Annotated in this window: 13 protein-coding genes; 3 read left to right on the forward strand and 10 right to left on the reverse strand. The window is 67.4% G+C overall.

Features of this window, described 5'->3' with window-relative positions; translation table 11 throughout:
- Positions 1-126 precede the first annotated feature (126 nt).
- Positions 127-2,139, forward strand: coding sequence for an SDR family oxidoreductase (locus tag ACFWPX_RS18550; RefSeq protein WP_378928456.1), 2,013 nt, complete (start codon positions 127-129; stop codon positions 2,137-2,139).
- A gap of 57 nt (positions 2,140-2,196) precedes the next feature.
- Here the strand turns inward: ACFWPX_RS18550 and ACFWPX_RS18555 are convergent, their stop codons facing one another.
- The 5 genes from ACFWPX_RS18555 to ACFWPX_RS18575 all read right to left on the reverse strand — a co-directional run bounded on the left by ACFWPX_RS18555 (position 2,197) and on the right by ACFWPX_RS18575 (position 5,926).
- Positions 2,197-3,081, reverse strand: coding sequence for an NAD(P)H-binding protein (locus ACFWPX_RS18555; protein ID WP_378928457.1), 885 nt, complete (start codon positions 3,079-3,081; stop codon positions 2,197-2,199).
- A gap of 76 nt (positions 3,082-3,157) precedes the next feature.
- Complete coding sequence (locus tag ACFWPX_RS18560; protein ID WP_378928458.1) at positions 3,158-4,351, reverse strand: NAD(P)/FAD-dependent oxidoreductase; 1,194 nt, start codon at positions 4,349-4,351, stop codon at positions 3,158-3,160.
- Entirely contained in the window at positions 4,348-4,530 is a 183-nt protein-coding gene (locus ACFWPX_RS18565) for a rubredoxin (protein WP_378914490.1), read from the reverse strand. Before ACFWPX_RS18565 ends, ACFWPX_RS18560 begins: the two co-directional genes overlap by 4 nt.
- On the reverse strand, positions 4,527-4,703 hold the full coding sequence (locus ACFWPX_RS18570) for a rubredoxin (protein WP_378914549.1): 177 nt from the start codon (positions 4,701-4,703) through the stop codon (positions 4,527-4,529). The genes ACFWPX_RS18565 and ACFWPX_RS18570 overlap by 4 nt, the downstream gene beginning before the upstream one ends.
- Complete coding sequence (locus ACFWPX_RS18575; protein ID WP_378928459.1) at positions 4,700-5,926, reverse strand: alkane 1-monooxygenase; 1,227 nt, start codon at positions 5,924-5,926, stop codon at positions 4,700-4,702. Before ACFWPX_RS18575 ends, ACFWPX_RS18570 begins: the two co-directional genes overlap by 4 nt.
- A gap of 148 nt (positions 5,927-6,074) precedes the next feature.
- On the opposite strand from ACFWPX_RS18575, the gene ACFWPX_RS18580 reads away from it, so the two are divergent.
- Positions 6,075-6,677, forward strand: coding sequence for a TetR family transcriptional regulator (locus ACFWPX_RS18580; RefSeq protein ID WP_378928460.1), 603 nt, complete (start codon positions 6,075-6,077; stop codon positions 6,675-6,677).
- A 6-nt stretch (positions 6,678-6,683) separates the two neighbouring features.
- Here the strand turns inward: ACFWPX_RS18580 and ACFWPX_RS18585 are convergent, their stop codons facing one another.
- Together ACFWPX_RS18585 and ACFWPX_RS18590 are read right to left on the reverse strand one after the other, a co-directional pair.
- Positions 6,684-7,337, reverse strand: coding sequence for a cutinase family protein (locus ACFWPX_RS18585; RefSeq protein ID WP_378928461.1), 654 nt, complete (start codon positions 7,335-7,337; stop codon positions 6,684-6,686).
- A gap of 183 nt (positions 7,338-7,520) precedes the next feature.
- Entirely contained in the window at positions 7,521-7,733 is a 213-nt protein-coding gene (locus tag ACFWPX_RS18590; protein WP_358059451.1) for a hypothetical protein, read from the reverse strand.
- Between the two features lie 96 nt (positions 7,734-7,829).
- On the opposite strand from ACFWPX_RS18590, the gene ACFWPX_RS18595 reads away from it, so the two are divergent.
- Complete coding sequence (locus tag ACFWPX_RS18595) at positions 7,830-9,518, forward strand: FAD-binding dehydrogenase (protein WP_378914486.1); 1,689 nt, start codon at positions 7,830-7,832, stop codon at positions 9,516-9,518.
- Here ACFWPX_RS18595 and ACFWPX_RS18600 read toward each other — a convergent pair.
- The 3 genes from ACFWPX_RS18600 to ACFWPX_RS18610 form a co-directional block, all read right to left on the reverse strand.
- On the reverse strand, positions 9,515-10,342 hold the full coding sequence (locus tag ACFWPX_RS18600) for an IclR family transcriptional regulator (protein ID WP_378914485.1): 828 nt from the start codon (positions 10,340-10,342) through the stop codon (positions 9,515-9,517). The two genes, ACFWPX_RS18595 and ACFWPX_RS18600, sit on opposite strands and share 4 nt — an antisense overlap.
- Before the next feature lie 77 nt (positions 10,343-10,419).
- Positions 10,420-11,550, reverse strand: coding sequence for an Mrp/NBP35 family ATP-binding protein (locus ACFWPX_RS18605; protein ID WP_378928462.1), 1,131 nt, complete (start codon positions 11,548-11,550; stop codon positions 10,420-10,422).
- 10 nt (positions 11,551-11,560) lie between these two features.
- Positions 11,561-12,475: pyridine nucleotide-disulfide oxidoreductase (locus tag ACFWPX_RS18610; protein ID WP_378928463.1), on the reverse strand; the 915-nt coding region annotated here is incomplete at its 5' end.

Below are 12,475 nucleotides of genomic sequence, written 5' to 3' on the forward strand. Positions count from 1 at the left end.
AGACGACGATGTGCCCGGTTTCTCTCCAGCACTCAGCTGCTGGACCTCAACCGTTGATTTCGCATCCACCGCCGCATGCCGATCACTGTTGCATGACACTGTGTTTCGAGATTTTCAGGAGGGGCGATGGTTTCCTACATCGTGACTGGCGGTACCGGATTTCTGGGTCGGCGTGTGGTGCGGGGGCTGCTCGCAGCCGACCCCACCGCGATCGTGCACGTGCTGGTGCGCGCCGAGTCGCTGACCAAGTTCACCGCGCACAATGCGCAACATCCCGACAGCGACCGCGTGTTCGCGCTGGTCGGCAACCTGACCGCCGAGGGCCTCGGTCTCGGCGACGGTGCGCCGCGCGCCGATCACGTCCTGCACCTCGGCGCGGTCTACGACATGACCGCCGACGAGGAGACCGCCCACGCGGCCAATGTCGCAGGCACTCGCTCGGTGATCGAGCTGGCTCGCAGCCTCGATGCCACCCTGCACCATGTGTCGTCGGTGGCCGTCGCAGGCGATCACCGCGGCAAGTTCTTCGAGGAGGACTTCGACCTCGGCCAGAACCTGACCTCGCCGTATCACCGCACCAAGTTCGCGGCGGAGAAGCTCGTTCGCGAGGCGACCGACGTGCGCTGGCGGGTCTATCGCCCGGCGATCGTGGTCGGTGATTCGCGCACCGGCGCGATGGACAAGATCGATGGCCCCTACTACTTCTTCTCCGCCATCTCGACGCTGGCCACCCTGCCGTCCGAGCTGCCGTTGCCGCTGCCCGACCTGGGCGCCACCAATGTGGTGCCGGTCGATTACGTCTCCGAGGCGATGGTCCGGCTGGTCCGGCGCGAGGGACTCGACGGGCGCACGTTCCACCTGGTCAACCCGCGACCGCAGCCGTTCGGGGAGATCTACCGTGCGCTGGCAACCGCCGCGGGCGGTCCCGTCGGCATCGGCACCGTGCCCGGCAGCGCACGTGCGCTGAACGGGCTCGGCCACGTCCCCGGCGCCAACGCGGTGCGCGACTTCCTGTTCGAGCAGGCGGGCATCCCGGCCGAGGTCGCGCCGCATGTCGGTTTCACCGCCGAGTTCGTCTCCGATTCCACCCAGGCGCAACTGCCCGGGCTCACCGTGCCCGCGTTCGACACCTACGCGGACCGCCTCTGGGATTTCTGGCGCACCGACCTGGACCCGCACCGCGGCCGTATCTCCGCCGACGCGCAGCCGCTCTCGGGGCGCACGGTGCTGATCACCGGGGCTTCCTCTGGCATCGGCCTGGCCACCGCGCACACCGTCGCCCGCCGGGGCGCGATCGTGCTGATGATCGCCCGTGGCGTCGAAGACCTCACGGCCGCAGTGGAATCGGTGCGTGCGGAGGGCGGCACCGCCTTCGCCTACCCCTGCGACATCACCGACGCGGAGTCCGTCGACCTCCTGGTGAAGACCGTGCTGACCGAACACCACCACGTCGACTACCTGATCAACAACGCGGGCCGCTCCATCCGCCGCTCGGTCGCCAACTCCGTGGATCGTATGCACGACTTCGAACGCACCATGGCGGTCAACTACTTCGGTGCCGTGCGCCTCATCCTGGGGTTGCTCCCGTCGATGCGCGAACGCCACTTCGGCCATATCGTCAACATCTCGTCCATCGCAGTCCAGACCAAGGTCCCCCGCTTCGCCGCCTACGCGGCGAGCAAGTCCGCACTGGACAACTTCAGCGATATCGCCGCGGTCGAAAACCGGGGCGACGGAGTGACTTTCACGTCCATCCGGATGCCGCTGGTCCGTACGCCGATGATCGCTCCGACCGAGCTCTACCGATCGCTGCCGCTGCCCGACCCGGAACGCGCAGCCGACATCGTGGTCCGTGCGCTGCTGGAACGCCCCGACCGCATCGACACCCCCGTGGGCACCTTCGCCCAGGCGGTCGAGATGTTCCTGCCGTCGCTCAAGCGCACAATTCTGCACACCGGCTTCCGCTTCTTCGGTGAATCCACTGCGGCACAAGGCAAGTCGGTGAAGCAGGTGACAGCTGAACCTGCCGAGCCGACACGCAACGCCCTCACCGTGCTCGGCCCGGTCCTCGCACCACTGATGGTGATGCCCAACTCGGCGGCCCGCATGAGCCGGGTGCTTCCCGGCGTGCACTGGTGACCTGACGCTGACACCCGGCCGGTCGCGACGCTCGTTGTCGCGGCCGGCCGGTTCTGTTCACCGCAGGTAGGTGCTCGCCCACGCTGCGAGGGTTGTCGGGGTAGTGGTGAGCACCGTCCGTGGGTCCTCGGCGACAAAACCGGAACTCAATCCCGCTGACATACCGGCGATGCCATCGATTTGCCCCTGTCCTAGACCTGCCGATCGCAGTGCTTCCCGGAACTCGTTGTCGGCGAGGTGAATCGGGGTGACCTCGTGCCCCAGCTGCCCACCGACGATCTCGGCAACCTCGGTGAATGTCAGATCCCGCGGCCCGTGCACCGCCTGCACGACACGCCCCGACCACGCGTCCGACAGGAGCCGGACCACGGCCACCTCACCGATGTCGCGCGGATCCACCCACGCCATCACGTGGTCCAACGGCCACGGTGTGGACAGCGTGCCTGCCCGGATCTCGTCGAGCTGGGTCAGCAGGTTGGTGAAGAAGTAGCCGCACCGCAGGTGCAACACGTTCGCTCCGGTGTCGTCGAGTAACTCCTCGGTCCGTGCCAACCCGTCGATCTCCCCTGCCCCACCCCGCTTCTCGGCACCTCCACTACTGACGAACACCGTCGCCTCGATCCCGTTCGCCACCACGGCACGCGCCGCCGATGCCCCCATCCGCGCGTACCCCGCCACCGGATCACCATCCACGAGCGCAGGCGGATCGACCCAGAACAACCGATCAGCCCCTGCCGTAGCCCGCACCACCGCATCCGAATCTGCCTGATCAACCTGCACGACATCGACGAACCCACGCATCGCAGTATCGAGCCGCCCGGGATCGCGCATCAGCACCGTCGGCCGCACACCCGCCTGCACCAACAACTGCACCACCCGAGCCCCCACATGCCCAACCGGCGTAGTGACAACAACCCGCTTCGCGCCCTCTCGAAGTTCCATAACCCCACGCTAGAACCCATCGCGGCCAATTACTGACCGCGATGGGCGAGGAGTTTCGGTGACTACTCCACCTACTTCAGCGCGATCGAACGAGGTCGAGGGAAGCAGCCGGTGACCACCGCTCCCCCGCGGCGATGAGGGTTCGGGTCGCGCGGAGCTCTCTCGGTCTTGCCATGGTGACGGCGCCGACGGGGCGGCCGTCGTGCAGGGCGATCGCGAGGAAGTCCCTGGAATCCAGGTCGCCGTCGACGACCAGTTCGTCGTGAGGGTGGATCCAGCCTGCGAACTGCATCGAGAGGCCGTGTTGGTCGGTCCAGCCCCAGGGGATTTCGGCGGGGGTGGCGGGGTGGCCGAGGATGGCTTTCGCGGCCGCGGCGCCGTCGGACATCGCCGTGTTCCAGTGCTGGCCGCGTTCGAATTCGCCACGGCGGGGGTTGAATCCGGTGGTGGCGTCGCCCGCGGCGAAGACGGCGGGGGCCGAGGTGCGGTAGTGCTGATCGATGACGATGCCGTCGTTCACCGCGATGCCCGCGGCTTCGGCCATGGCGGTGTCGGGGACCGAACCGATGGCGACCAGGGCGGCGGCCGCGGTGAAGGTGCGGCCGTCGGCGGTCGTGGCGGTGACACCATCGCTGGTGTCCACGAGCTGCGTTGTGGTGACGCTGTTTTCGACCACTACGCCGTTCTCGACATGGATGTCGCGAACCAGGTCCGACACGGTCTGCGGCACTATCCGATCGAGCAGTGCCGGGCCCGCGTTCAGCAGGGTCACGTCGGCACCGAGACCGCGGGCGGTGGCGGCGACTTCGCAGCCGATCAGTCCGCCGCCGATGATGAGCAGCGAGCCGCCCGCGTCGATCGCGCCTTGCAATGCGGCGACGTCGGACCATCTCCGCAGCGTGTGCACGCGAGTGGACGCGGTATCGATGGTGCGCGCGCCGGCTCCGGTGGCCAGCAGCAAACTGTCGTAACCGAGTACCTCGCCGGTACTCAATCGCACTGTCGCGCTGTCGGTATCGACCGCACGCACCAGGGTGGCCGGGCGCAGATCGATCGCGTTGTCGGCCCAGAACGTCGACGGCTTCAGTACCACGCGCTGGAACGGCGTGGTACCCGCGAGCAGTTCCTTGGAGACCGCGGGCCGTCGATACGGCAGGTCGGGTTCCGCGCCGACCAGCACGATCTCGCCGCCGTAGCCCTCCCGGCGCAGGGTCTGGGCGGCGGTGGCACCGGCGACGCCTGCGCCGACGATGACGATCCGCTCGCTCATCCTCGGCTCACCTCCCGCATGTCGAAATCGGCCTTGGCGGCGCCGCAGTCGGGGCAGGACCAGTCGTCGGGGATGTCGTCCCAGCGAGTGCCGGGTTCGATGCCGTCCTCGGGCCAGCCCAGCGCCTCGTCGTACTCGAAGCCGCACTGGACGCACTGGAACAATCGGTAGTCGTTCATCGGGACACGCCTTCCTTCGGTTCGAAATCGAGCTTCTCGCGCACGCCACAGTCGGGACAGCACCAGTCGTCGGGGATCTCCGTCCAGGCGGTGCCGGGCGCGAAACCCTCACGGGGAGCGCCGAATCGCTCGTCGTAGACGTAGTCGCACACGGGGCAGAGGTAAGCCATCAGTTCACTCCGTACTTCGCCAGTACCTTCGCCCGCTTGCTGGGCTGGATGTTCACCCGGGTGATGTCGCCGTTGTAGTGGGCGAGGACGCGATGGTCCATCACCTTGCGCCACAACGGAGTCAGGTACGCCAGGCCGATCAGGCTCGCGTAGCCGCTCGGCAGCTCGGGCGCGCCGTCCATGTGCCGCAGGATCTGGTAGCGGCGGGTGGGGTTGGCGTGATGGTCGCTGTGCCGTTGCAGGTGGTACAGGAAGATGTTGGTGACGATGTGGTCGGAGTTCCAGCTGTGTTCGGGCGTGCAGCGCTCGTAGCGGCCCGACGCGGTCTTCTGCCGGAGCAGACCGTAGTGCTCGAGGTAGTTCACCGTCTCCAGCAGCGAGAAGCCGTAGATCGCCTGGATCACCAGGAACGGCAGGATCGACGGACCGAACACCGCGACCAGCCCCGCCCACAGCACGACCGACATGAGCCAGGCGTTGAGCACGTCGTTCTGCAGCGAGAACGTGCTCTTACCCAGTCGCTGCATGCGGGTGCGCTCCAGCTCCCACGACGACTTCAAGCTGCCCCACACGCTGCGCGGCAGGAAGCTCCAGAACGATTCGGCGAAGCGCGCACTGGCCGGATCCTCCGGCGTCGCGACGCGCACGTGGTGACCACGATTGTGCTCGATGTAGAAGTGGCCGTAGAACGTCTGGGCCAGCGTGATCTTCGACAGCCAGCGCTCGAGTTCGTCCTTCTTGTGACCGAGTTCGTGCGCGGTGTTGATGCCGACACCGCCCATCGCGCCGATGGTGAAGGCCAGGCCGATCTGGGAGATCAGGCCGAGTCCACCGTCGATGCCGAGCCAGGACAGGTTGTCCGCGGTCCACAGGTAGCACGCGAACACCAGGCTCACCAGCTGGAGCGGAATGTAGGCGTAGGTGCAGTAGCGGTAGTACTTGTCGTTCTCCAGCTGCGCCATCACCTCCTCGGGCGGGTTCTTGCCGTCGGGCCCGAAGAACCGGTCCAGGGTCGGCAGCAGGACGTACACCAGGATCGGCCCGAGCCACCACCACACCGGCGCGACGACCTGCCACCCGAGCTGGTTGAAGACCCACACGAAACCGGTGGCCAGCAGTGTCGCGCTGGGGGCGACGAGGCCGAACAGCCAGAGGTATCGCTTGGGATCGCGCCAGTCCGGCGGTGCGGCCGATGCTGCGTGGTCGTCGATTCGAGATGTCGTCATTGCCATTCTCCTGATCACCAGACTTCGAACACTTACACGCCTGAAGTCGCCTTCGTTTACACATTAGCCTGAAGTGTTCCGCTTGCATACAGTGCTGGCCAGATTGTTAATGATCGAGCATATGGACTGTCACATGTAGGATGATCGGGTGGCCGAACCACCGAACTTTCAGGCAGAAATGCGCCAGCTGCTGCGCGACCGGATGATCGACGCCGCGCGCACGATGGTCGTCACCGAGGGCTGGGGCGCGGTCAACATGTCGCGGGTGGCCAAGGAGGTCGGCATCAGCAGGCCGGTCCTCTACAAGGAGATCGGCACCAAGCAGGCGCTCGCGGATGCCCTCATCGAGCGTGAGACCGGCATCTACCTGGCCGGCATCGCCGAGACGCTGGCCGAACACCCGGGCGACCCGCGCGCTGGCATGACCGCCGCCGCCGAATACACGCTGCGCACCGCGGGCGACAACACCCTGATCAAGGCCGTGCTGTCAGCTCGCCAGGATGCCGACACGGCCTTGCTGCCCGCCTTGGTGAGCGACCCGGAACCGATACTCGGACGGGCCGTCGCCGCGCTCACCGCCACCGCACGCGAGCGGTACGAATTCGCCGACCTGACCGACGACGAGCTGACCTCGATCGTCGAGATCATGGTCCGGCTGACATTGAGTCACTTGTTCCAGCCGACAGGCAGCGTCGATCGCGCGGTGGCGCAGATCGGCGCTGTGATGTCGGGGGTCATGCCCGCCGCTTGAGTGGGCTCACAATCGCGTGCCCACCTGTCCGGCCGCGGCCGCGAACGCCCACTCGTAGCTGCCGTGCGCGGCCGGGAAGATCCCGCCCGCGCACACCGGATCGCCTGCGGCGCAATAGTTCGCGGTGCGGTCGGCGTACCACGGTGGGACCGTGCCGCCGATGAGTCGCAATGGATCACCGAACAGCAGCACCGCGACGACGCGCGAGGACAGCTCCGGCGGCAGTACCCACATGCCCGGCAGCGGCGCCGAGCCGAGCACACCGTGGGCGACCACCGCGCCCTGGGAGTAGCCGACGAGGACGAAGCGCTGGTCTGGGCAGGCGGCGGCCTGGTGGATCAGATGGCTGGTCATGGCCCGGGTGCCGTCGCTGATCGAGCTCGGCACGAGTAGGTCGGCTGGGTACTCGACCCGGTGGGCGGTGGTGTCCACCGGTAGTTGCGCGCTCAGTACCGCGTAGAGCGGGTCGCCGATGGCGGCTCCCAGATAGCCGGGTTCTGCTGTGCCGCGGGCGATCACGACATCGAGCGTGGCGCAGCTCTGCGCCCATGCTGTCAGTCCAGGGGACATCGCTGTCCCGATTCCCGCGGCCAGTAGCAACACCGACAGCGCTCGCGCTGTATGCCTTGCGACGATACGAATTGCCTTCCGATAGGTCATCGTGCCCACCCACTCACGCCGTTGTGAGAAATAGAGAAAGAGCGATTCACCTCCTGCCCAACGGCATTCGGTGTGCTCAGTGGTGGAATACCCGCTGACCTGCATCTACATGGCGCGAACTCGGCATCGGCTGCGCCACGGTTACATCTCGGATCGCCTGCGGCACAACGCCGCTGCCCGATCTCAGTGCTTCTTGGGCTTCTTCTTGTACTTCGGCTTGTCGTGATCGGGCTCCCACTCATAGCCCGCGACCCCGCGTTCACAGTAGGAGTCCGCGACGTGGACATCGCCCTGGTCGCGCTCACACCAACGCGATTTCGAGCAGGAGGTGGCGCCGAGGCCGGCCACCACGGCGAGCGTGAGGACGGCAGCGCCGGTACGGGTACGGACGTTCATGAGTTGTCGAGCCTTTCCTAGAATGAAATATCGCTGGTCAGGGCGTTTTCCAGGACTTGCCCCCACCCGCCGACGAACCAATGCTACGTTCCGTGCATGTCGAGCACAGCGCCTGAGCCCACCGAAGATTTCTCCCCCGACGCGATTGTCGTCGGTGCCGGACTGGCGGGCCTGGTCGCCGCGCACGAATTGGTGCTCGCCGGACGCAAGGTATTGGTCCTCGATCAGGAGAATCGCGCCAACCTCGGCGGGCAGGCGTTCTGGTCGCTGGGTGGGTTGTTCGTCGTCGACAGCCCCGAGCAGCGCAGGATGGGCATCAAGGACTCCTACGAACTGGCCCTGCAGGATTGGCTGGGTTCGGCCGGTTTCGACCGCGAGGACGAGGACCGGATGGGCCGCGAATGGGCCAAGGCCTACGTGCGGTTCGCCACCGACGAGAAGCGGGATTACCTGCACGCCTTGGGTTTGCGCTTCACCCCGCTGGTCGGCTGGGCCGAGCGGGGCGGCGGTCTGGCCGGCGGGCACGGCAACTCGGTCCCCCGGTTCCATCTCACCTGGGGCACCGGGCCCGAAGTGCTCCGCGTGTTCCTGGAGCCGGTCCTGGCCGGTGAGGCGAAAGGATTGGTGCGCTTCGCATTCCGGCATCGCGTCGACGAGCTGATCGTCGAAGACGGCGCTGTCACCGGTGCGCGCGGCAGCGTCCTCGCACCCTCCGACACCGACCGCGGCCAGGCATCGAATCGGGATGTGGTGGGCGAGTTCACCTTCCGGTCGCCCGCGGTGATCGTGAGTTCGGGCGGCATCGGTCACGCCCACGACCTGATCCGCCGCAACTGGCCCACCGAGCGTCTCGGCCCGTGCCCGGAGACCATGATCTCCGGTGTCCCCGCCTATGTCGACGGCCGGATGCTCGGCATTTCCGAGGAAGCGGGGGCTGCGCTGGTCAATCGCGACCGCATGTGGCACTACACCGAAGGCATCAACAACTGGGACCCGATCTGGCCCGACCACGCCATCCGCATCATTCCCGGCCCGTCGTCGCTGTGGTTCGACGCGAACGGAAACCGTATGCCCGCACCGTGTTTCCCCGGTTTCGACACCAACGAGACCATGCGCCAGATCCTGTCGACCGGCTACGACTACTCGTGGTTCGTCCTCAACCAGTCGATCATCGAGAAGGAATTCGCGCTGTCGGGTTCGGAACAGAATCCCGACATCACCGGCAAGGACTTGAAGTTCACGGTGCGCAGCAGGCTCGCCAAGGGCGCGCCCGGCCCGGTGGAGGCGTTCAAGCAGCACGGCGTGGACTTCGTGGTCGCCGACTCGCTGGCCGAACTGGTCGACGGCATGAACGAGCTCGCCCGCGGGCCGAAGCTGGACGTGGCCGCCCTCGAACACCAGATCGTGGGCAGGGACCGCGAAGTCGCGAACTCGTTCTCCAAGGACGCGCAGGTGACCGCGATCAACAACGCCCGAAAGTTCCTCGGGGACAAGGTCCGTGTCGTCAAACCGCACCGCATCCTCGACCCGGCGCACGGCCCGCTCATCGCGGTACGCCTCAATGTGCTGACCCGCAAGACCCTGGGCGGGTTGCAGACCGACCTCGATTCGCAGGTGCTGCGCCCGGACGGCTCGGTGTTCGCGGGGCTATATGCCGCCGGTGAGGTCGCCGGGTTCGGCGGTGGCGGTGTGCACGGTTACAACGCGCTGGAGGGCACGTTCCTCGGCGGGTGCATCTTCTCGGGTCGCGCGGCCGGTCGGGCGATCGCGCGGCGCACGCCCTAGTGCGGGTGCCGGGGGGCCAGAGTGCGCGATGCCTCCTTGGCCACCTCGGCGAGCGCACGAGCCAGCCGCGCGGTGTCGAGTGCGGTGCGCTCACCCTTGACCGTGCCCGACAGCGAGATCGCGGCCACCGCGACACCGCGGCCGCGGATCGGCACCGCTACGCAGCCGACGCCCGGCAGCGACTCCTCGGTGTCGACGGCCACGCCCTGACGATTGCGGATGCGGGCGAGTTCGCGGTGCAGTTCGGCCCGGTCGACGATCGTGCGCGCGGTCCGCGCCACGGCATTGCCGCGCAGCGAGGCCTCCGCGATGCCGGGCTCCAGCGTGGCAAGTAGCGCCTTGCCGACCGCGGTGGAGTGTGCGGGCAGCCTGCCGCCGATGCGGGTCGGGATGACCACCCGCCCGCGGCCACCCGATCGATCGAGGAACAGCACCTCGCGCCCGTCCAGCACCGCGAGGTGCCCCACCAGCCCGGTGCGCTGACTGAGTTCGTAGAGCAGCGGCCCCACCACCTCGCGCAGCTCGTTCTGCTCGGCCGCGAGCCCACCGAGTTCGAGCACCCGCAGGCCCAGCCGGTAGCCGCCCGGGGTGTGCGCGAGCCAGCGCAGCCGGATCATCTGGTCGAGGATGCGGTGCACGGTCGAGCGCGGCAGCCCGGTGCGTTCGGCGAGCCCGAGCAGCGTGAGCGTGGGTGTGGCGGCGTCGAACGCGTCCAGAATGAGCGTCATCCGCTCGATCATCGACGTCGGCGGTGTTCCGGTCGCCCGGCCCGACCCGGTCCACAGGCTTTCCGGCGCCGGCTCGGTCACGATCTCGACCGTCATGTGATCCAACCTCCACAGTGCGTAGCGGTATCAGACTAGAGCCGTCAGCTCCGCTTACGCACTATTTCGCCTCGATCTCAGGCCGGCACCGGGCTGACCAGCGTCACAGACAGCGGGCGGCGCACGATCGGCGCGAGGGTTGCCACGATCTCTCCGATGGCCATGGCGGGTGCGGAGTCGGGGTCCGTGTCGACGAACGGAGCGCCCTGATCACCCGCCGCGCAGACCGCCGGGTCGAAGGGGATCCGGCCGATGACGGGGCAGTAGGTGTCCAGCAGACCGCTCAGCGCCCGGCTCACCGCGGTGGCGCCGCCCGCGCCGAAGGGGGTCTGCCGGATGCCGTCGGGGGTGTCGTACCAGGACATGTTCTCGATGATGCCCGCCACCCGCTGACCGGTCTGCGCGGCGACAGCACCCGCGCGTTCGGCGATGCGGGCCGCTGTGCGTTGCGGCGTGGTGACGACGAGCAGTTGCGCGGTGGGTAGCAACTGGGCCAGGGAGATGGCGATGTCGCCGGTGCCCGGCGGCATGTCGATGAGGAGGATGTCCAGCTCACCCCAGTAGACATCGTTGACGAACTGCTGCAATGCGCGGTGCAGCATCGGCCCGCGCCAGACGACGGGAGCATTGTCGTCGACGAACATGCCGATCGAAATGACACGAACGCCGAACGCGGTGGGCGGCATCATCATCCGCTCGACCAGTGTCGGCGCGGCGGTGATGCCGAGCATCGCAGGCACCGAGTGACCGTGGACGTCGGCGTCCATGATGCCGACGCGCAACCCACGTCGGGCCAGGGCGACCGCCAGGTTGACGGTGACGCTGGACTTCCCGACGCCGCCCTTGCCCGAGACCACGCAGTACACGCGGGTCGGTGAATCCGGACGCGCCAGCGCGGAAACGCTCTCGGAATCAGGTCCCCGAAGCTGGATGCGCAGGTCGCGGCGCTGTTCCTCGGTCATCACCCCGAAGTCGATGTCGGTACCGGCGACGCCGGGTACAGCGGTCACGGCGGCGCGGACATCGTTTCCGATCTTCGTCCGAAGGGGGCAGCCGGCGACGGTGAGCCGGATTCGCACAGCCACGCGACCCTGCGCGTCGATGGCGATGGACTCGACCATGTTCAATTCGGTGATGGGACGGCCGATCTCGGGATCGTCGACACCGGCGAGCGCGGTCCTGATCTGCTGTTCGGTGGGTGGTTCCATGAGCTTCTCCTCACTGGGACAGGCTGGCGTGCAGCATGTCCGCGCGTTCGACGACCTTGATCCGCGCGCGTCCTTCGGGTTCGCCCAGCGCGCGTTCGTGGGCGTCGAGCCGGTACCAGCCCTCCCACGTGGTGAAGGGAATGCCCGCGGCGGTGAGATGTTCGGTCACCGCGTCGGGGTGTGGTCGAGACGCCGGTGTCAGCAGCGCGCGGTCGGCGAGCAGGCAGGCGACGGTTTCGCCCGCGTCGCCTTTGGTGTGACCGATGAGGCCGACGGGGCCGCGTTTGATCCAGCCGGTGACGTACACCCCGGCGAGGTAGCGCGCGCCCTCGCGAGCGTTCGGGTCGATCAGCACTCGCCCCGATTCGTTGGGGATGGTGCCGGTGCGGTCGTCGAAGGGGAGGTCGGCGAGGTCTTCGGAGCGATAGCCGACCGCCCGATAGACGGCCTGCACGTTCCACTCCCGAAATTCGCCGGTGCCCTTCACATTTCCCGTGCCGTCGAGCTGGGTGCGTTCGGTACGCAGACCGGTGACCTTGCCGTCTTCGCCGAGCACCTCCGACGGGGACTCGAAGAAGTGCAGGAACAGCTTGTGCGGGCGGTCGCCGTGGTCGCGGATGGCCCACTGCTCCAAGGTGTTGGCGACCATGTCGACCTGCTTGGAGTTACGGCGGGCGGCTTCGGAGCCTTCGTCGTAGTCGATGTCTTCGGGGTTGACGATGACCTCGATGGTCGGCGAGTGATCGAGTTCGCGCAGCTCCAGGGGGGTGAACTTGGCCTGGGCGGGCCCGCGGCGACCGAAGACGTGGACCTCGAGGGCTTTGTTGCCCTTGAGTCCTTCGTAGACGTTCGGGGGGATCTCGGTCGGGAGGAGTTCGTCACCGGTCTTGGCCAGCACCCGGGCGACGTCGAGGGCGACGTTGCC

The organism is Nocardia sp. NPDC058518 (genome assembly GCF_042719655.1).
Taxonomy (GTDB): Bacteria; Actinomycetota; Actinomycetes; order Mycobacteriales; family Mycobacteriaceae; genus Nocardia.

What these genes read in the sequence shown, in the direction of transcription:
- ACFWPX_RS18550 (WP_378928456.1), top strand. Translation starts at nt 127, where the DNA reads ATGGTTTCCTACATCGTGACTGGCGGTACCGGATTTCTGGGTCGGCGT.
- ACFWPX_RS18555 (WP_378928457.1), bottom strand. Translation starts at nt 3,081, where the DNA reads ATGGAACTTCGAGAGGGCGCGAAGCGGGTTGTTGTCACTACGCCGGTT.
- ACFWPX_RS18560 (WP_378928458.1), bottom strand. Translation starts at nt 4,351, where the DNA reads ATGAGCGAGCGGATCGTCATCGTCGGCGCAGGCGTCGCCGGTGCCACC.
- ACFWPX_RS18565 (WP_378914490.1), bottom strand. Translation starts at nt 4,530, where the DNA reads ATGAACGACTACCGATTGTTCCAGTGCGTCCAGTGCGGCTTCGAGTAC.
- ACFWPX_RS18575 (WP_378928459.1), bottom strand. Translation starts at nt 5,926, where the DNA reads ATGACGACATCTCGAATCGACGACCACGCAGCATCGGCCGCACCGCCG.
- ACFWPX_RS18585 (WP_378928461.1), bottom strand. Translation starts at nt 7,337, where the DNA reads ATGACCTATCGGAAGGCAATTCGTATCGTCGCAAGGCATACAGCGCGA.
- ACFWPX_RS18590 (WP_358059451.1), bottom strand. Translation starts at nt 7,733, where the DNA reads ATGAACGTCCGTACCCGTACCGGCGCTGCCGTCCTCACGCTCGCCGTG.
- ACFWPX_RS18595 (WP_378914486.1), top strand. Translation starts at nt 7,830, where the DNA reads ATGTCGAGCACAGCGCCTGAGCCCACCGAAGATTTCTCCCCCGACGCG.
- ACFWPX_RS18600 (WP_378914485.1), bottom strand. Translation starts at nt 10,342, where the DNA reads ATGACGGTCGAGATCGTGACCGAGCCGGCGCCGGAAAGCCTGTGGACC.
- ACFWPX_RS18605 (WP_378928462.1), bottom strand. Translation starts at nt 11,550, where the DNA reads ATGGAACCACCCACCGAACAGCAGATCAGGACCGCGCTCGCCGGTGTC.